We start from the raw sequence: 19,983 nt of genomic DNA, 5'->3' as shown, positions 1-19,983 counted from the left end.
CTCCTCAATTAACGTAATAAAGTCAGCAGCGGCGCCTGTTCCTGCACCGGAGACAGGCCGCTGGTCAACACGTCCACGTAGTCATCGCTGTTGCTGATGATGATCGGCGTGGTGGTGTCATAGCCGGCAGCATGGATCGCCGCCTGGTCGAACTCGATCAGCAGATCGCCCGGGGCGACCCGCTCGCCTTCCCGCACGTGGGCGGTGAAATGCGCCCCGTCGAGCTTCACGGTATCGATGCCGACGTGGATGAGAATCTCCGCGCCGTCGTCCGATTCGATGCCGATGGCGTGTTTGGTTTTGAACAGCGACGCCACGCTGCCGCTCACCGGCGCCACTACGCGCCCCTGCTGCGGCGCGATCGCCACCCCTTTCCCCAGCAGGCCGCTGGCGAAGGTCGCGTCGTTCACCTGATCCAGCGGCACGATGTCGCCGGCGATCGGGCTGAGGATGGTCTGTTTGCGGTTAAGCGGCGCGGCGGCTTCAGGCTGCGCCGTCTCTTCCGCCGGCGCGACGCCGAACAGGTAGCTGGCCAGCGCGGCGAACACGAACGACAGCAGGGTGCCGCCGATCGCGCCCCATACCGTGGCGTCGATGCCGCCGTTGGGAATGATTTGCGCGAAGGTGAATACGCTCACCAGGCCGAACGAGTAGACCGAGGTATGAAAGTAGCCGATCACCGCACCGCCCAGCGCGCCGCCGATGCAGCCGAAGATGAATGGGCGTTTGTTCGGCAGCGTGACGCCGTACACCGCCGGTTCGGTGATGCCGAAAATCCCGGCGCCGATGGCCGAAGCGGACAGCGCCCGCAGTTTGGCGTCGCGGGTGCGCAGCATCACGCCCAGCGTGGCGCCGACCTGCCCCATCACCGCCGGCAACAGCAGCGGCACCATGGTGTCGCGCCCCAGCACGCTCAGGTTGTTGATCATCAACGGCACCAATCCCCAGTGCAGGCCGAAGATCACGCACACCTGCCACATCGCCCCCATAAAGGCGCCGGCGATGATCGGGTTAAAGGCGTAAATGCTTTGATAGCCGTTGGCCAGCAGGTGGCTGAGCCAGGTTGCCGCCGGGCCGATCAGCAGGAAGGTCAACGGCACGGTGATCGCCAGGCACAGCAGCGGCGTGATGAAATTGCGCAGCGCGCTGTGGATCACCCGGTTAAACAACGGCTCCAGGCGGCAGGACACCCAGGCCGCAAAGATGATCGGGATCACCGACGAGCTGTAGTTGATGAAGGTCAGCGGAATGCCGAAGAAATACTCGCGCACCGCGCCCGGCTGCTGCGCCGCTTCGAAGGCCGCCATCATCAGCGGATGCGTCAACGCGCCGCCGATCGCCATGGTGACGAAGGGGTTGCCGCCGAATTTTTTTCCGGCGGTGTAGCCGAGCATGATCGGGAAGAAGTAGAACAACGAGTCGCTGGCGGCGAACAGCATTTTGAAGGAGCCGCCGCTCTCCAGCAGCCAGCCGCAGGCCAGGCTCAGCGCCAGGAAGCCTTTCAGGATCCCCGAAGCGGCCATCACCCCGAGCAGCGGGGTAAAAATGCCGGACACCAGATCGATAAAGCGGCTGAGCAGGTTGTCTTTTTTATCGTCCGCATCGCTGCCGTTCGACGCACCGTCAGCCAATCCGCCGACCCGATTGACCGCGTCGAACACCTCCGCCACGTGGTTGCCCACCACCACCTGGAACTGGCCGCCGCTCTCCACCACCATGATGACGCCCGGATTTTTCTTCAGCGCTGCCGCGTTGGCGCGATTGTCGTCGCGCAGCTTGAAACGCAGGCGGGTAGCGCAATGCACCAGGCTTTTCACATTGTCGCGGCCACCGACGCCGGCCAAAATCTCACTGGCTAATGTGTCATATTTCATACGGTTATCCTTAGACTTCGCGTTCTGCCGCTCCCCGCCCCGCACTGGCCTGGCGCAGGAGCGAAATTCGGCGCAAAAAAAAACCTAAACCTCGCGGCCTCTGCCCCATCGGGGAACAGAAACGCGAGGTTTAGGTTTTGCCTGCCGTAGCAGTAACAACCCTAAATCGGTTGAGTTATGACGTTAACACCGCGGATTTTGCCGGGGCAAGGCTTTGCGTCGGCAAATTGCCGAACTGTGATCGGGCGGGCAAAACCGACCTGAGGTATCAAATAAGGCCTGTCGCCCTCTATCGGCTTCAGCACAGCAGTGATATATCGCGCAGGCGGAATAGAGAGGGGGCGGAATATCGCCCGCTTCAGGAAAAAACATAAGATTAACTAACCTAATAATTCACTGTCAGGCGAAAGCAAAGCGCTCGTCCATCCACTGTCAATCCCCGCTTTTTAGTCACAATCGGCAATCCATAAGGCAAATAGATCGCCAAACTTGATTGCACATCGTTAACATTCCACGATATTCACCCGCGCAAAAATCACCATGCGCAATTGACGATGGTGAAAGAAACATCAGAATGACTAATTAAAACGACTGGACAAAAGTCACGCGGGCGATTATTACTGGTCAACGCGTAATCGATTGTAAGGATGACAGCGACCATGACGTTGCGGACTGAGTTGGGACGGATTCTGATCACCGGCGCCGGCGGCCGGGTAGCCACGGCGTTTCGCCAGGCGATGGGCGATCGCTACGCGCTGCGGTTGGCGGAAAGGGATGTCAGCCTGCTGCGCGATCTGCAGCTCGGCGACGAAGTCATCAGCTTCAACATCGCCGATCTCGACGCCTGCCGCGCGGCCTGCGCCAATATCGACACCGTGTTGCATCTGGCCGCCGATCCCTCCCCCGATGCCGACTTTTGCGGTTCGTTGATGGACAACAACATTCTCGGCACTTTCAATATTTTCCGCGCGGCGAAAGACGCCGGCTGCCGCCGGGTGGTGTTCGCCAGCAGCGCACAGGCAGTGGAAGGCTATCCGCTCGATTACCAAATCCGCCCGGATGACGCGCCGAAACCGAAAAACCTGTACGGCGCCAGCAAGGCGTTCGGCGAAGGCATCGCCGCCTACTTCGCCCATCAGGAAGGGCTTTCCGCCCTGTCGGTGCGCATCGCCAACTTCACCACCCTCAGCCCGGGCGATCGGCTCAGCGCCCGCGACATGAGCGCGTTTCTCAGCCATCGCGACGCCGCCGATCTGCTGGAGCGCTGCATTCGTGTCGACGGGGTGCAATATGCGGTGGTGCACGGGGTTTCCAATAACCGCTATACGCGTTTGTCGCTGGAAGAGACCCGTCGCCTGCTCGGCTACGCCCCGCAGGACGATGCGTTCAGCCTGCTCGGCTTTGAGTGAGCGCGGCGGGGAACCCCGCCGCACGTTATCGTTTAACCGTTGGCGTAGGCCACTTTTTCGGCCTGACGGTGGGTGAACAGCACCAGCAACAGCGCCAATCCGGCAATAATCGCCCCCATCACCGGCACGAAGCTGTATCCCAGCCCGGCGGAGACTACCGCGCCACCGGCGGCGGCGCCCAGCGCATTGCCCAGGTTAAAGGCGCCGATGTTGACCGAGGACGACAGGCCCGGCGCTTCGCTGGCGACACGCATCACGCGCATCTGCAGCGGCGGCACCACGGCAAAGGTCGCCGCGCCCCAAATCACCATGCTGACCGCAGCGCCGATTTCACTGCGCGCCAGGAACGGGATCACCAGCATAATGACCACCAGCAGCAACAGGAAACCTTTCAGCGTCGCGCTTTCGGAGCGGTCGGCGAACTTGCCGCCGAGGTAGTTGCCGATGGAGAAACCGACGCCGATCAACACCAGCATGGACGTCACGAACAGCGGTGTCGCATCGGTGATGTGCTGCAACACCGGCGAGATATAGGTATAGAGCGTGAACATCGCGCCCGCGCCCAGCACGGTCGTCAGCAAGGCGGACAGCACCTGCGGGCGCACCAATACCGACAGCTCGCGTTTCACATCAGGGCGCGCGCCGGCGCTGCCTTGCGGCAACGAGAACCACAGCCCCAGCATGGCGATCACGCCCAACCCGGCCGTCGCCAGGAACGACATGCGCCAGCCGATGGTTTCACCCAGCCAGGTCGCGGCGGGCACCCCGCCGATATTGGCGATGGTCAGGCCCATAAACATGGTCGCCACGGCGCTGGCCTGTTTCTCCTTCGGCACCACGCTGGCGGCCACCACCGATCCGAGGCCAAAGAACGCGCCGTGGTTCAGGCTGGTGATGATGCGCGACAGCATCAGGGTGGTGTAGTCAGGCGCAACCGCCGACAGCACGTTACCCAGAGTAAAGATCGCCATCAGGAAGATCAGCGCGCTTCTGCGTGCCCGGTGAGAAAGCAGCAACGTCATCAGCGGTGCGCCGACCATCACGCCGACGGCGTAGGCGCTGATCAACATGCCGGCCATCGGGATGGAGACGTCCACCCCTTTAGCGATGGTCGGCAGCAACCCCATCGGGGAAAACTCGGTCGTGCCGATGCCGAACGCCCCCACCGCCAGGGCTAATAAGGGAAAGTTAATTTTCATTCAACAACTCCGGTTAACCGCTGCCGAAGCGCGGGAAAGTTAAGATGCCAAAAGTATGACATTGATCACACCAAAGATAAGCAGGCGGGAGGCTAAAAGACTTTTGCGATTTTGTTAAAAATCGTGGGGAAAAACAGCAGCCGACTCTATCTCAACCACGCGCCGACAGGCAATAGCCGCCGTCGCCCGAGCGCACATCGGGTTCATTCCCGCCACCTGCGGCAAGCCGGCGGCTACCGCAACTATTGAACACAGAGCAAAAGTGTTTTGTTATTGTGCGCGTTTTTAGAATTAAACGACGAAATATAATGGCCTCAGTAAAACATCAATGCCCTACGGCCCCATTCACACAGAGGGAAGCGCCATGCTTTTTGACTCGTATTCTTTAAACGGTTTATCGCTGAACAATCGCATCGTCATGCCGCCCATGACCCGCTCTCGGGCCGGCGCCGGCGACGTCGCCACCGACATGATGGCTGAATATTATGCCCAGCGCGCCAGCGCCGGGCTGATCGTCAGCGAAGGCACGCAGATTAGCCAGCAAGGCCAGGGTTATGCCTGGACGCCCGGCATTTACACCCCGGAACACATCGCCGGTTGGAAAAAAGTCACCGACGCCGTACATCAGGCCGGCGGCAAGATCTTCGCGCAGCTTTGGCACGTCGGCCGCGTGTCGCATACCATTCTACAGCCTGGCCACGCCGCGCCGGTCTCCTCCTCCGCCATCCAGGCCGACGGGGTCAAAGTGTTCGTGGATGTCGAAGGCCGCGGGCCGGAACATGGCGTGGGTGAAATGGTGCAACACTCCGCACCGCGCGCCTTAACCCGGGAAGAAATTCCGGCGATCGTCAATGACTACGCTCAGGCGGCCCGCAACGCCATCGCCGCCGGTTTCGACGGCGTAGAGCTGCACGGCGCGAATGGCTATCTGATCAATCAGTTTATCGACTCGCGGGAAAACCAGCGCGACGACGAATACGGCGGTTCACTGCAAAATCGCCTGCGTTTCCTGCGGGAAGTGGCGCAGGCGGTAGCGGACGCCATCGGCAAAGAGAAACTGGGCGTGCGTCTGGCGCCGCTGACCACCCTGATGGGCTCGCAGGACGACACCCCGGAAGCCACCTATCTGGCGGCGGCCAGCGTGCTGAACGATATCGGCGCCGCTTACATTCACATCGCCGAAGCGGACTGGGATGACGCCCCGGTGATGCCGGCGGCGTTCAAAGAATCACTGCGCCTGATTTTCCGCGGCACGCTGATTTACTCGGGCAAATACACGCGTGAACGCGCTGAAGAAGCGCTGGCCAAAGGCTGGGCGGATCTGATCGGCTTCGGCCGTCCGTTCATCGCCAACCCGGATCTGCCTCACCGTTTGCAACACGGGCTGGCGCTGAATGCCCCCATCAAAGAGAAATTCTTCGGCGGCAGCCGGGAAGGCTACACCGATTACCCGGCGATCGGGTAACGATCGCCGACAACGCCGGCTCAAGCCGGCGTTATTTTTTTCTGTGTTTCGATCCAGTCAAGAAATTGCATCATTTTGTCGCTAAAATCCGCGTCATTCGCCTCCCCTGCCGCGTGCGCTAACCAATAGTCCATTTCATCGCGCTGCTCTGCATAATGCGCCAACAGCTGATCGGCATAGTCGGTTAGCGTTATCGGCCAGAACGGGCTCCCCTCGGCGCGCAACATATTGGTGGCGCGGATCAGCTTCCTGGCCGCTTCGCGCTTTAAGCGCCTCTCATCCGATACCGTCCTTGCCTGCAGCAGTTGCTCCCGATAGCGCGCCAACGCGGGCCGTAAATCAGCATTGACCGCCAGCGCGATGCGCCGATCGGGACGAAACAGCGAAAAAGCGGCGGACACGTCTTCGCCCCACCGGCATCGGCAGTGATGCTTCAGCCAAAATCCCCAGGAATCGTGATGCTCCGGCGCTAACGCTTCATCAACGCTGCCGATGTCAAAGTCGACCTTGCTCACGATCCGCTGCTCCAGCTGAAAGGCTTGCCGCCACGCTTCAAGGCGCTGCAACGCCCCGCTATCGGCCGGCTTGATGAGCAGCAGCGTGATGTCCAGATCGGACACGCCGGGAAGGGCTTCGCCGCGCGCGACGCTGCCGTAGAGGTAAATGCTGTGGATGAGCGCCGGGAATTGGCGCGGCAGCCCCGCCGTCAGCGCCTCCAGCAGCGGGATAAAAGCCTGCTGCAGCGGAAATGCCGTCACCGTGGGAATCAACGCCACCTCATCCCCTCCCATTGCGCACTTTGCCCGCGCGCAGTTCGATGTTCCGCTGCAGTTCGCGCAGCCCGCCGGCCAGGAAGCAGGCTTCCGCCAGCACGAACAGCGGGCCGATGATAAGGCCCGTCACGTCGTCCATAAACGCCGGTTTTCGCCCCTCCCAAAAGTGCCCGACAAACTGAAACAGCCAGCCGATGACGAAGCCGCCGATGCCGACGCTCAGCCACGCCGCCGTCGACAGCGACGCCACCCAGGCGCCGAACACGAGGCACAGCAGCAGCAACGCCAGCATCAGAATGCCAAGGCGCAGATTCAACCGCAGGTAATAAAGGGCCGAAACGATAACCGCCGCGCAAGCCGGCGAAAACGGCAGCCACCCCGCGCCCCATACCGGCCGGGAGAGCAGCGCCAGCAGGCTGACGACGATCAGGGGGATGCCGATAAAATGCGTGGCGATATTGCGCGCATCGCGGTGATAGGCGGCATAAGCGGCAAGGTGATCTTCCAGACTTCGCATGTTGACCTCCGAATGACGCGCACGGCCGAGCTTGCTCATTGCATTAAAGATAGCCGTATCGTTCAGCATAGGAAAATGGTCAGGGATTGGCGATCACAGGAGTCGCATAAGAGACTTATTAACATGATATAAAAGGAGTTATTTGAAATGGATAATTAATTAACCCCCACAAGCACCCCCAAATGCTTTTGCTTGCTTATTTTTGTATGAAAAACAGGCAATAAATGACTCATGGATCTTGCAGATTTTACTCCATTTTTGATCTGGTAAACAGGCTCACTTATTGCTCAAAACGAATAGAGGGCATACTCTTCTCGAGCTAACATCCCTGGATAGTGCTTCGCCACGATATCGTTCATTTTCTCCACCAGATCCAAGCGTTTGAAAATCACATGCGCGGTACCTTTCTGAAAATAGCGGATACCAAACAGCTCATCCTCGTAACTCTGCTGACGAGGGTTATCCTGGATATACTCCATTAACCGCACAGAGATATCCCCACGATTGTCAGGAACGGGCTTACCATCCAACAGATACAACATTCGCTCCAAATCAACTAACTGGTCCCGCCGCCAGCCCCAGCTTAAGCTGAACCCCCAACGGTTATGCGTTACCAGATTGTTGACAATGATTTTCTTACCAAACTTACAGGGGCTGTTTGTTTTATATTCCCATGATAGTCCCCTGAAAACATTGATAACACCGCGCTCAAATACATCCTGTTTATTCAGATGTAGCTGTTCAAAAGTGCTGAGGATATTGTCTTTATTAATGGCTGGTAGGTCGCCCTCTTCCAAATTTTTATACCACTGCTCGCGAGCTTCAGCATCCATGAGAGCTAGCATGCCAGATTTCATCATCAGATCACGCCAGATACTGCGATCGATATTTCGGGTGATCAACTTTATAGCTTTATCTGGCACTTCCATTAACCAGCAGTCATAGCGACTTCCCTGTCTCATCGCCCACTCGCCAGCAGTCCCCCCACCAATTGAAGAAGTGAGTGAAGAAATGTCACTGAGCTGATGGATCAACTGCTCTATCCGTTTCAGAGCACTATCGCGACCAGCAACGATTCGCTCTACACTGGTCGAACAAATCACCTCGCTATGTTCAACTATTACTTCGGGTTCAGTTTGCATCATCGTAATCCTTACATAAAAGCAAACACGCCTACCAAGTCAGTTAGACGCATTATGCAACAGATAAAAAGGGGATAAAGCTCAGGAAAGAAATTGCGGAAAGCGTTTCGCAAAACCTAGATGGCTAATAGCTTTATTGCCTATCGAGTGCGAGCTTGCCCTCAAAAAACAAAATCTGCCAATCTGGGTGGGCGGGTAATAAGCATGTCAGCAGTAATCCGGACAGGCTCATGTTTGCTTTCCTCCCCGGATAACTGAGGTGATTGTCTGGTAACCCATTCGGGCCATCAGACCGGTGGCTCGACGGGCACGGAGAATATCGATAGCCGTGATGAAGGGAGATTGTTCCTTGCAGGAGAACCCCCGGCGTTCGATACGAACTAGGTCGAACTTTTCCACCGTGAAATTCAACGCATCAGCCAGAGAGATACCGGCTTCAATATGTTCGTGGATCACGGCGTCATCACTGAACTCGGTATCATTAAGCGCCAAGCCGTAATGCTGATCCAATAGATATGTAAGTAAGGCCTGCCAGACGGCAACGGGTGATAGGCAGGGCTGAGCCGCCCGTTTAAGGGTGACAGGTAAGGTCTGCATGTGGATTATCTCGTAGTTAGCTAGATGACAGGAGGAAATCGATAGGTATAAAAGGCGAAAATTTATGCAGTGGATTGGGGTGTAGGATAAATGGCGAGATACACATAACCGTGTGATCCCAGGCTATCGGCCTCACAGGTCTCCCCCTATAACAAGCCGTGCTCAGCGAACGAATACACCGTCATGCCGCCGACAATACAGTGATCCAGCATCCTGACCTCAACCAGTGCCAGTGCATCTTTAATCTTGCCGGTTATTTGCCGGTCGGCAACACTGGGCTCAGCGTGGCCGGAGGGATGGCAATGCGCCAGAAGCACCGCAGCGTCAGCAACAATCAGATACTATTGCCAACAGACAGCACTATCCCTGTGGGTCCATCACATTATCAGCGCCATATTGTCCAACATAGCCTCCTGTCTTACCTTATACCTCACCTTAGCAGATAGACTCTTTTTTACTCCTTTCCAACATAAAATTTTTCATATCAAGTTCAATTTTTTAGTTCAAAAAGCTATAATTTCTCCTTACTGTATATAGCGGAATTCGGCCATGATACGTTGCCATCTCGCTCGCCTGATGGGTGAGCGCAAAATGAAGATATCAGATGTTTTACGTGAAACTGGCCTCAGCCGAAACACCGTGGCACTTATGTACAAGGAAACCGCTCAAAAAATCGATATTGAGGCCCTGGAGAAGCTCTGCCGCCTGTTCGAATGTGAGGTAAGTGGTATGTTAGAAATTGTGGATGATCAGCACTAAACCGCAGAACGTGTACCTCCGGATAATTTCCGGAAGATTAGACTGCAGATATGCTCTGCTAAATGGCAAATTCATCAGGCTAAACCCATGACCAAAGAACAACAGATAGAACGAGGCCTAATCGGCAAGCTTAAAGATCTAAAGTACACTTATCGTGACGACATCCATGATAGAGCCAGCCTTGAGCAGAACTTCCGCCAGAAGTTTGAAGTGTTGAACCGGGTCAGCTTGACTGATGCAGAATTCAGTCGTTTGCGTGATGAAATAATAACTGCGGATACTTTTGCTGCCGCACAGGCTCTACTAGAGAAAGGTAAATTCACCCGTGAAGATGGTACTCCATTCGAATACACACTGGTCAATATCAGAGATTGGTGCAAAAACGACTTTGAAGTGATCAATCAACTTCGTATCAATACCGATAATAGCAACCACCGATACGACGTAATCCTACTGATAAACGGCTTGCCTTTGGTACAAATCGAACTGAAATCATTACAAATTAGTCCGCGTCGAGCTATGGAGCAGATCGTTGAGTACAAAAATGATACCGGCAATGGTTACACCAATACACTACTTTGTTTCATGCAATTGTTTATTATCAGTAATGGTAATGATACCCGCTACTTTGCTAACAATCGCCAGGAACACTTCAGCTTTAATGCCGATGAGCGTTTTTTACCGATTTACAAACATGCAGACAAAAATAACGAAAAAATAAATCACTTATATGAGTTTGCCGACGACTTCCTCATCAAATGCACCCTCGGTCAGTTGATCAGCAAATATATGGTACTGGTTCAGAGTGAACAGAAAATGCTCATCATGCGCCCCTATCAAATTTATGCTGTCAAAGCAATCGTTGATACCATCCATCAAAATAGAGGGAATGGTTATATCTGGCATACCACTGGTAGTGGTAAGACCCTAACCTCCTTTAAAACAGCAACGCTTTTAAAGGACAATCCCGATATTGAGAAATGCCTATTTGTTGTAGATCGTAAAGATCTCGACCGTCAAACCCGTGAAGAGTTCAATAAATTCCAAGAAGGCTGTGTTGAACAAAACACCAATACCGAAGCACTAGTACGTCGCATGCTGTCAGAGGATTACACCGACAAAGTCATAGTCACTACTATACAAAAACTGGGTTTAGCACTCGACGAAAACAGCAACCGTAATCAATCGAAAAAAAAACAAGGTAAACAAACTTACAAGGAACGGTTGGAGCCCTTAAGAGATAAACGTGTGGTGTTTATTTTCGACGAATGCCATCGTTCACAATTTGGTGAAAACCATAGGATGATTAAGGAATTTTTCCCCAAAGCACAGTTATTCGGCTTTACTGGCACACCAATTTTTGATGTCAACGCTAGCTATCAGCAAATTGATGGCAATGTTGGATCTTTGAAAACCACCGAAGATATCTTTGAAAAAAAATTACACGCTTACACCATCACCCACGCTATTGAAGATAAAAATGTATTAAGTTTTCACATTGACTACTTTGGTAAAGAAGGTGACAAAAAGCGAAGGAATGGTGAAGTTCCGCCCCCCGAAGCAGTGGTCAAAGCTATTCTGGATAAGCACAATAATGCTACTAACCAGCGCCGTTTTAATTCCATTTTAGCGACATCCTCTATCAATCATGCAATTGAATATTATAATATTTTCAAGGAAACCCAAGAGAAAAAACAAAAAGAAGATGAGAATTACGAACCGTTGAACGTCACCTGTGTTTTCTCACCGCCAGCGCAAGTTGCCGCTAAAGATGAAGAAGGCAATAGCAAAAATGTAGCTGATATCAAGCAACTACAAGATGATTTGCCACATGAAAAAGCTGACAACCAGATCGAACCAGAGAAGAAAAAAACTGCATTGATGGCCATTATTGCTGATTACAACAAGCAGTATGGTACCAACCATAGTTTCAACGAGTTTGATCTTTACTATCAAGATGTGCAACAACGCATCAAAGATCAGAAATACAGCAATGCTGACTACCCACGAAAAAATAAAATCGACGTCACTATTGTAGTGGATATGCTTCTCACTGGATTTGACTCCAAATATCTGAACACACTGTATGTAGATAAAAATCTAAAACACCACGGGTTGATTCAAGCTTTCTCACGAACAAACCGTGTTCTTAATGACACCAAACCCTGGGGTAATATCCTCGATTTCCGTTATCAGGAACATGAGGTTGATGCGGCTATTGCTCTTTTCTCAGACGCAACTAAAAGCCAAGCACGGGAAATTTGGCTGGTTGACCCTGCCCCTAAAGTGGTAGAAGCCTTTAACCAGAAAGTCGACGAATTGTATACCTTCATGACGTCTAAAGGATTGGCATGTGAACCATCACAGGTACATAACTTGAAAGGAGACACAGCTAAAGCTGAATTCATCAACCACTTTAAAGAGATACAAAAGCTTAAAACCCAATTGGATCAATATACTGATCTGGACACACAGAGTAAAATCGCAATCGAGCAAAAACTACCCACCGACACCTTACGTGGTTTCAAGGCCATTTATCTCGACACCGCGATGGACCTTAAGCGTAAACAAGGGAAAGATGAAGATGCCGAAGAGGCCGTTCGCCAGTTGGAGTTTGATCTGGTGCTGTTTTCTTCTGCAGTCATTGACTACGACTACATCATGGCTTTGATTGCCAAATCTACACAGAAAACTGGTAAGCAAAAGATGACGCGTCAAGAACTGATCGATATGATCAGCGCCAGTGCCAATTTAATTGAAGAACGTGACGATATAATCGCCTATATAAATAGCTTACAAATAGGTAACGTTCTGAACGAGAAGGAAATCCGCGAGGGTTATCATACCTTTAAGGCGCAAAAGGCAGCTGAGGTTTTACATCAACTTGCGGATAAACATGGACTACAGACTACAACGCTGCACGCATTTGTCGCTGGTATTCTTGATCGCATGATTTTTGACGGTGAACAACTGACAGATCTGCTTGCACCGCTCGGATTAGGTTGGAAGGCCCGGCGTATAGCCGAACTAGCATTGATGGAAGATTTGGTACCATACCTACAAAAACAGGCAGAAGGGCGCGAAATTTCGGGGTTAAACGTGTATGAATAAGCAACAGAAAAAAAATTTGGTGCCGCAACTAAGGTTTCCAGAGTTTCAAAAAAGTGAAGCATGGGAGTGGGAACCCCTTGGAAGCATAAGAGTTGCAGAATTTGTCAAGGAAAGGGCTCCATTAGGAGAACTGTCCTTAAATACATATATAAGCACTGAGAATTTGCTACCTGATTTCTCTGGCGTTACTATTGCGTCAAAACTTCCACCATCAGGATCCTTTACAAAATATAAGAAAGGTGATGTTCTCATTTCCAACATACGTCCATACCTCAAAAAGGTTTGGCTAGCTGATCAAAGTGGTGCTGCATCGAATGATGTAATTGTTATTCGCTCTAGAGATGAAGTTATAAGCGGATTTTTAACTGGCATCCTTAAAAATGACGACTTTATTAGTTACGTCATGAAAGGTGCAAAAGGTGTAAAAATGCCTAGGGGCGATATTTCTTCAATGAAGGAATTCCCTATCGCATTTCCTGCACCAAAGGAACAACAAAAAATTGCTGATTGCCTTACCGCTCTCGATGAATTGATCACTTTAAATACTAAAAAACTAGAAGCTATTCAGCTTCATAAAAAGGGACTAGTGCAACAGCTCTTTCCTGCAGAAGGTGAAACTGAGCCTAAACTGCGCTTCCATGAGTTTCTGAACGAAGGAAATTGGGAGGAAAAGGAAATTGGGCAGATCTCTACAAATGTAACTACTGGCGGTACACCGAGCACTTCAGAAAAATCTTATTGGGATGGTTGTATAAAATGGATGAACTCAGGAGAGTTGAATTATAAGAGAGTGTATGACGTGCAAAGCCGGATCACAGAGGTAGGATTACAAAACTCAAGCACTAAAATAATCCCGAGTATGTGTGTATTAATAGGATTGGCAGGACAGGGAAAAACTCGTGGGACTGTTGCAATGAACATGGTAGAACTTTGTATCAATCAGTCAATAGCTGCGATATTTCCTAATCCAGAAATTTTTTCTAGTGATTTTCTATATCATAATTTAGATAACAGATATGACGAATTAAGACGACTATCCGCAGGGGGTGAAGGTCGTGGCGGCCTTAATTTACAGATTATTAAATCTATGGTAGTAGCACTTCCATCTATTTTAGAACAACAAAAAATTGCTGATTGCCTTACCGCTCTCGATGAATTGATTTCCCTATATGTTCAAAAACTACAAACCCTTAAGATTCATAAAAAAGGACTAGTGCAGCAACTTTTCCCTACGATGGAAGAGGTAATATAATGAATTTGAATACTATCGCAGAAGAAATCACACAATTAGATGAGAGCATTGTTCTAATCTATGCATTTAATGGAACAGGAAAGACACAGCTATCTGTTGCCTATAAAAACATCACCAAGGCTAATAACAATGGAAAGCATGCTGGTGTCTACTATAATGCATATAGTGAGGACCTATTCTCATGGGATAATGATGAAGAAAACGATGGTTCAGATATCAAACTAAACATATTTCCTAGCAGTTTAAATCGATTCCATAGTTTTTTGTATGAAAATGAACAAGCTATTAAAAATGAACTTAATCCATACAACCCAAAATTTTGCTTTCGGTTAAATCCTTATACTGATCTTGAGAAAGGTATAGAGTCTATTACTTTTTTTAAAGAAGGTCATGAGAATGATCCCATTAAAATTTCCCGAGGTGAAGAACGAATTTTTGTATGGTGCTTCTTTCTCGCATTATTGGAAGTTGATGGTTGGTCAAATGAGCAAGATGCACATATTTTCATCGATGACCCTGTTTCTAGCCTTGATGAACATAATATTTTCATAACCACTAACATTTTATTTAGTCAGATCGGTCAACACTACAAAAATAAAAGAATTATAATAACAACTCACCATATTGGTTTGTTTTCCATTTTAGCTGATAGACTCAAAAATGACGGGCGTTATAAGAACTTAACTGACCTAAGAATATTAAGAAAAGAAGGTGATGGTTTAGTACTGAGTAAGCCGGGTAAAAATGTTTTCCTTTATCACCTGCATCTTTTGCAAGTCTTGGACGAGGCCATAAAAAATCAACCATTTACTTATCACTTTGCTATTTTAAGGCAGCTACTTGAAAATATATCTTCATTTCAAGGAGATAGAGCTCCCGGGCGAGTTTTGGGAAAATTAGGGATTGTACAGGTTGATGATGTCATGAATCTAATAAATACACACTCTCATAAAACACCATATTATTTCCAAACGGAGATGATGAGCGAGGTTGAGAGAGAAATTTTTATACAAATTTTTAACGCCCTTATACAACAGTATCACTTTAAATTCTAACTCAGAGGCTCTATATGACCAAAGAACAATTGAACCAACTAGGTAAAACCCTCTGGGATATCGCCGATAATTTACGCGGAGCGATGAATGCCGACGACTTCCGTGATTACATGCTGTCTTTTCTATTTTTACGTTACCTATCAGATAACTATGAGCAAGCAGCTAAGAAGGAACTAGGTTCAGACTATAGCGAACCACAAGAAAATGATCGCCGGGCACCACTGGCGGTTTGGTATGAAGAAAACACGCAGGATATAGCTGATTTTGAAAAGCAGATGCGCCTAAAAGTGCATTATGTAATAGAGCCGCAATTCTTATGGAGCAGTATTGCTGAAATGGCACGAACTCAGCACCCTGATCTGCTTATAACATTAAATAAGGGGTTTGACTACATTGAAGAGCGCTCATTTGGACGTAATTTCCAAGGACTCTTTTCTGAAATAAATCTGTATTCAGATAAATTGGGAAGAACGCAAAAAGAACGCAATGAAAAACTCTGCACTATTATTCAGAAAATTGCCGAGGGTATTGCAAAGTTCAGTAGTGATACTGATATTTTAGGTGATGCCTATGAATATCTTATTGGCCAGTTTGCCGCAGGTTCAGGGAAAAAAGCAGGAGAGTTTTATACTCCGCAACAAATATCAGATGTACTTTCTGCAATCGTCACACTAGATAGCCAAGATCCAACTACAGGTAAAAAAAAGAAAATTAGACAAGTTCTTGATTTTGCATGTGGTTCTGGTTCTCTATTGCTAAATGTGCGCAATCAACGTGACCAATATAATAATCGTATTGCTATTGGCAAAATTTATGGTCAAGAAAAAAACATCACTACCTATAACCTAGCACGTATGAATATGCTGCTGCATGGTGTGAAAGATACTGAGTTCGAGATTTTTCATGGAGATACCCTGCTTAATCAGTGGGATATTCTCAATGAAATGAATCCAGCAAAAAAAATGCAATTTGATGCAGTGGTGGCTAATCCACCATTCAGTTACCGCTGGGATCCCTCCGAAACATTGGCTGACGATTTCCGTTTCAAAAACTATGGTCTAGCCCCTAAATCAGCTGCAGACTTTGCTTTTCTGCTGCATGGTTTCCACTTCCTCAGCGAGGATGGCGTAATGGCTATTATTCTGCCACATGGAGTACTTTTCCGTGGCGGCGCTGAAGAACGTATCCGCACAAAGTTACTAAAAGATGGTCACATCGATACAGTAATTGGCCTACCAGCGAATCTATTTTTCTCGACCGGGATTCCAGTATGTATTCTGATACTGAAGCGTTGTAAGAAATTCGATGACGTACTTTTCATCAATGCAGCTGAACACTTTGAGAAAGGTAAACGGCAGAACCAGTTGCTGCCAGAGCATATCGAAAAAATAATAAATACTTATCAATACCGTAAAGAAGAAGAGCGTTACGCGCGTCGTGTATCGATGGAAGAAATAGAGAAAAACGATTTCAATCTGAATATCTCGCGCTACGTCAGTACCACTAAGACAGAAGAGAAAATAGATTTGCAGGTTATAAATAGCGAGCTTGTAGCTATTGAAGATAAAATCTGTGACGCAACCAAGCGGCATAACAAATTTCTCGAAGAACTGGGGCTTCGCATATTACCACTTGCAGAAAATAAATGACCATGGCTTTGATAAAGCCTACGACATTAAAAATATTATAGATGTAGAAACCCACCTTCACATTGAAGGTGGGTTTACTGCTAGGAAATATATTAGATTATGTATCTAGTCCGAAGCCATCTCGAACTAGAAAATAAACGTTCGTTAAACTCAATGGCACAAATGTCTTCCCTTATCATCACTGGTTTTTACCAGAAAATTTAGGGTTAAGCACGACACCCGAACTCCCCATGAACCACATTCCCACCGTGTTCTAAGTTGTCCATATAGTCGGCATACCACTGCAGCATCTCGCGTCGCCCATCCAGGTACTTAGCGTGGTTGTAAGTGCCACGGATACTATTCTTATCCACGTGGGCAAGCTGCGTCTCAATCCACGCCGAGTTATAGCCTTGCTCATGCAAGATGGTACTCATTGTGTGGCGGAAACCGTGCCCCGTTAGCCGTCCCTTGTAACCCAACAGCTCGATAACCTGATTCACGCTTTCTTTGCTGATGGGCTTACGGTGGTCGTTGCGTCCAATGAATACCAAGGGATAAGCCCCCGTAATGGGCCTCAGAGAAGTGAAGAGATCGACCACTTGCGTTGATAATGGAACGACATGTGGTCGCTTCATTTTCATCACTTCTGGCGGTATGTTCCACATCCCTTTGTCGAGATCGATATCCTGCCAGCGCGCAAATCTCAGTTCCTGGGTTCTTACTCCCGTCAGCATGATAATTCTGGTAGCCGTTTTGGTAATGATACTACCGGTGTATCCCGCTAGATCAGTGAGAAAATAAGGCAACTCCTGAGCCGTTAGGAAAGGGAAATGTTGTTTCTTCGGTGGGGTTAACGCCGAGGCCAGATCGGGGGCTGGGTTATACTCGGCCCGTCCGGTGATAATCGCATAACGGAACACTTCACCACAGCGCTGGCGTACTTTGCGCATCTTCTCCAACGCACCGCGCTTTTCCATACGCTTCAACGTTTCCAGTAGTTCCATCGGTTTGATTTCTGTTATAGGCCGCTTCCCTATAAAGGGGAAAATGTCCTTCTCGAAGGTATCAATGATTTCATCACGATAGCGCAGTGACCAACGATCGGCCTTGGATTTATGCCACTCTCTGGCGATCGCTTCGAAGGTATTCTCTATAGAGAGTTTCTGAGCCAACTTCCCGGCTTTCTTTACTTCCCCAGGATCACCACCGGCAGCGAGTACCCTCTTTGCTTTTTCTCTCTCGTCTCGTGCAACCGCCAACGAAATAATAGGGTAAACACCAAAGGAAAGACGCTTCTCTTTACCGTTGATGCGATATTTCATGCGCCAATAGCGAGAGCCATTGGGTGCAACTTCCAGATACAGACCGCCGCCATCAGAGAGCTTGTAAGGCTTCCCTTTTGGCTTGGCTGTGTCTACTTGTCGTGCTGTTAGCTTCATTGGGGGCATCTCCAGAATAGCATCCATTCCATGCCCCCCATTATGCCCCCAGAATCGTATTGATTCCAGTTGACGTCGGTTGACATCCGTGGATGATAACGGTTTATTTTTCTAGGGGTAACAAGGAATTTATGGACTTGAGGAGATTTCAGAAGAACTCGAATGGCGGAAGATGACAGGAGTCGAACCTGCCCAGGACCGCTGGCGGCCCCAACCGGATTTGAAGTCCGGCCGCCCCACCGGGGACGAGGATCTTCCTTGGAGAAGAGGGAAGCAAGGCGCTGATTATAGCGCAGTTTGTTCGCTGCGCTAAGCGGGAAATGGCGGCCGCCGGCGATTCGGCGGCCGGGGAGCGCTACTTCAGAAAATCCTTCACGTCCAGCAGGATGAACTCGTTGTCATCCGCCATATTGGGCTGGCGGCTGGAGGAAAACGGGAAGTTGTTGTCGTTGCCGGCGATGATGTGGTTGGCGTCCACCACGTCCACGTTCTCGATAGTGAAGAACGGGAAGGTCAGCACGCCGTCGTTCAGCGGCTTGCGCGCCAGCTTGTTCGGATCCTGAATGTTCATCAGGTCGATATAACCCAGTTTCTCGACCGGTTTACCGACGTTGGCGTCCGAGAAAGCGATTTTATACACTCGCTTAAACTTGGCTACCTGGCTGAAGCAGTTGTCGGTCGGCGCACCGGCGGCGCAGGCTTTGTCCGGCGTGCCTTCGCCGTTGTCGCGCTCGATCACCAGCCCGTGGGTGGCGTCGATCATGTTGAAGTCGCCGATGGCGTTCTGGTTGTCTTCCAGCACGTACTGCCAGCTGCGGCCGGTCCAGGCCTGCCGTTTGACGTCGAACTCCAGCACCCGCAGGTAGCGTTTGCCGCCGACGTTCTCGAACTGCTCGCCGTCCCACAACGCCCCTTCCAGCAGCGGGTACAGCTTGCTGCCGTCCGGCGAGGCGGCCATGCCTTCAAAGCCCTTGGAACGCGCCACCTGGAAGTTTTGCTTGCCGTCCGGCGCGCCCGGCAGGGTCAGCGTCGGGTTGTCCGGCGATTTCACTACTTTGCCATCCACCTGGGTGTCGAACACCGCCAGCACTTTGCCGTTCAGGTCGGCCTTGATCAGGTAAGGCCCAAACTCTTCACCGATCCACAAGGCATCGTCGGCAAACTGGAAGCTTTCCGGATCGAAATCGCTGCCGGTCAGATAGCGCTGCTCGGTGCTCTCGTTGATGATGTGGAACGGCACCTTTTTATCCGGATCGTGCAGGAACACTGTCTTCAGCGGCGCAACCGTGCCGTCTTTGAAATCGATCTTGTAGTGGTTGAGGTACAGCATAGCGTCCGGGGAGTTGGCCTTGCTGCCGAAACCGTTGTCGGTCAGCACCCAGTAGGTGCCGTCGGGCATGTGTTTGATGCCGGAGTGGCCCTGCAGCGGCTGGCCGTTGATCGGCAGGCCGATCCCGGTCAGGCGATCGGCGGATTTGCCCGCCACGCTGCCCAGCTCGGTGACGCGTTTGCCGCTGGTGTATTTGCCGCTCTGCTGCAGATCGCTCGGCGCGTCCTTCGGTGTGGCAACGGCGGATTTTACCGGCAGCAGCGCATGCCCGGCCAGCGTCGCCTGCACCGGCTGCGCCTCGGCCCACAGGTTGGCGCTCATCGCCATGCAGCCGACCAGCAGCGCCAGCCGGGTTTTGGTGTTGTGCATGTCATTGTCCCTTTTCGTTGTTATCGCCCAGAAGTAAAAGCAACGTCACTATAGGGAGCGG

At 50.6% G+C, this 19,983-nt stretch carries 15 protein-coding genes, 1 tRNA gene and 2 pseudogenes; 7 read left to right on the top strand and 11 right to left on the bottom strand.

Annotated features, from left to right (window positions below):
• Positions 1-8: 8 nt before the first annotated feature.
• Positions 9-1,874, bottom strand: coding sequence for a PTS beta-glucoside transporter subunit IIABC (bglF, locus tag IT763_RS00375; RefSeq protein ID WP_016929538.1), 1,866 nt, complete (start codon positions 1,872-1,874; stop codon positions 9-11).
• A 659-nt stretch (positions 1,875-2,533) separates the two neighbouring features.
• Between bglF and IT763_RS00370 the strand changes: the two genes are divergently transcribed.
• Positions 2,534-3,283: an NAD(P)-dependent oxidoreductase gene (locus IT763_RS00370; RefSeq protein ID WP_206195066.1), complete on the top strand. Its 750-nt coding sequence runs from the start codon at positions 2,534-2,536 to the stop codon at positions 3,281-3,283.
• 32 nt (positions 3,284-3,315) lie between these two features.
• Here IT763_RS00370 and IT763_RS00365 read toward each other — a convergent pair whose 3' ends face one another.
• Entirely contained in the window at positions 3,316-4,482 is a 1,167-nt protein-coding gene (locus tag IT763_RS00365) for an MFS transporter (RefSeq protein ID WP_004934092.1), read from the bottom strand.
• Between the two features lie 364 nt (positions 4,483-4,846).
• On the opposite strand from IT763_RS00365, the gene IT763_RS00360 reads away from it, so the two are divergent.
• Complete coding sequence (locus IT763_RS00360) at positions 4,847-5,947, top strand: alkene reductase (protein ID WP_004934091.1); 1,101 nt, start codon at positions 4,847-4,849, stop codon at positions 5,945-5,947.
• 20 nt (positions 5,948-5,967) lie between these two features.
• On the opposite strand, the gene IT763_RS00355 is transcribed toward IT763_RS00360, so the two are convergent.
• The 6 genes and pseudogenes from IT763_RS00355 to IT763_RS00330 all read right to left on the bottom strand — a co-directional run.
• Entirely contained in the window at positions 5,968-6,723 is a 756-nt protein-coding gene (locus IT763_RS00355; protein WP_241005485.1) for a nucleotidyltransferase domain-containing protein, read from the bottom strand.
• 1 nt (position 6,724) lies between these two features.
• Complete coding sequence (locus IT763_RS00350) at positions 6,725-7,237, bottom strand: DUF962 domain-containing protein (protein WP_143778371.1); 513 nt, start codon at positions 7,235-7,237, stop codon at positions 6,725-6,727.
• A 287-nt stretch (positions 7,238-7,524) separates the two neighbouring features.
• Positions 7,525-8,379 (bottom strand): DUF4942 domain-containing protein, encoded by an 855-nt coding sequence (locus tag IT763_RS00345; protein ID WP_197799070.1) that lies wholly within the window; start codon positions 8,377-8,379, stop codon positions 7,525-7,527.
• Between the two features lie 228 nt (positions 8,380-8,607).
• Positions 8,608-8,976 (bottom strand): TA system toxin CbtA family protein, encoded by a 369-nt coding sequence (locus tag IT763_RS00340; RefSeq protein WP_197799071.1) that lies wholly within the window; start codon positions 8,974-8,976, stop codon positions 8,608-8,610.
• Positions 8,977-9,038: 62 nt separating this feature from the next.
• Positions 9,039-9,122, bottom strand: a pseudogene (locus tag IT763_RS00335) (type IV toxin-antitoxin system YeeU family antitoxin); the annotation flags it as partial.
• Positions 9,123-9,299, bottom strand: a pseudogene (locus IT763_RS00330) (JAB domain-containing protein); the annotation flags it as partial. It abuts the pseudogene before it with no gap.
• 226 nt (positions 9,300-9,525) lie between these two features.
• Here IT763_RS00330 and IT763_RS00325 point away from each other — a divergent pair.
• From IT763_RS00325 to IT763_RS00305, 5 genes are all read left to right on the top strand, one after another.
• Positions 9,526-9,735, top strand: coding sequence for a helix-turn-helix transcriptional regulator (locus tag IT763_RS00325; protein WP_197799072.1), 210 nt, complete (start codon positions 9,526-9,528; stop codon positions 9,733-9,735).
• A gap of 87 nt (positions 9,736-9,822) precedes the next feature.
• Entirely contained in the window at positions 9,823-12,846 is a 3,024-nt protein-coding gene (locus IT763_RS00320; protein ID WP_206195064.1) for a type I restriction endonuclease subunit R, read from the top strand.
• Entirely contained in the window at positions 12,839-14,098 is a 1,260-nt protein-coding gene (locus tag IT763_RS00315; protein WP_197799074.1) for a restriction endonuclease subunit S, read from the top strand. Before IT763_RS00320 ends, IT763_RS00315 begins: the two co-directional genes overlap by 8 nt.
• Entirely contained in the window at positions 14,098-15,153 is a 1,056-nt protein-coding gene (locus IT763_RS00310) for an AAA family ATPase (RefSeq protein WP_206195063.1), read from the top strand. Before IT763_RS00315 ends, IT763_RS00310 begins: the two co-directional genes overlap by 1 nt.
• A 14-nt stretch (positions 15,154-15,167) precedes the next feature.
• Positions 15,168-16,802, top strand: coding sequence for a type I restriction-modification system subunit M (locus IT763_RS00305; protein ID WP_206195062.1), 1,635 nt, complete (start codon positions 15,168-15,170; stop codon positions 16,800-16,802).
• A gap of 206 nt (positions 16,803-17,008) precedes the next feature.
• On the opposite strand, the gene IT763_RS00300 is transcribed toward IT763_RS00305, so the two are convergent.
• The 3 genes from IT763_RS00300 to IT763_RS00290 form a co-directional block, all read right to left on the bottom strand.
• Positions 17,009-18,223: an integrase arm-type DNA-binding domain-containing protein gene (locus IT763_RS00300; protein WP_206195435.1), complete on the bottom strand. Its 1,215-nt coding sequence runs from the start codon at positions 18,221-18,223 to the stop codon at positions 17,009-17,011.
• Positions 18,224-18,386: 163 nt separating this feature from the next.
• Positions 18,387-18,481: transfer RNA gene (locus IT763_RS00295), tRNA-Sec, on the bottom strand.
• Positions 18,482-18,578: 97 nt separating this feature from the next.
• Complete coding sequence (locus tag IT763_RS00290) at positions 18,579-19,922, bottom strand: esterase-like activity of phytase family protein (protein WP_206195061.1); 1,344 nt, start codon at positions 19,920-19,922, stop codon at positions 18,579-18,581.
• Between the last annotated feature and the right edge of the window lie 61 nt (positions 19,923-19,983).

The organism is Serratia sp. CMO1 (assembly GCF_015689115.1).
In the GTDB taxonomy this organism is placed as follows: Bacteria; Pseudomonadota; Gammaproteobacteria; order Enterobacterales; family Enterobacteriaceae; genus Serratia; species Serratia marcescens.
This window is presented reverse-complemented; position numbering and strand designations above follow the sequence as displayed.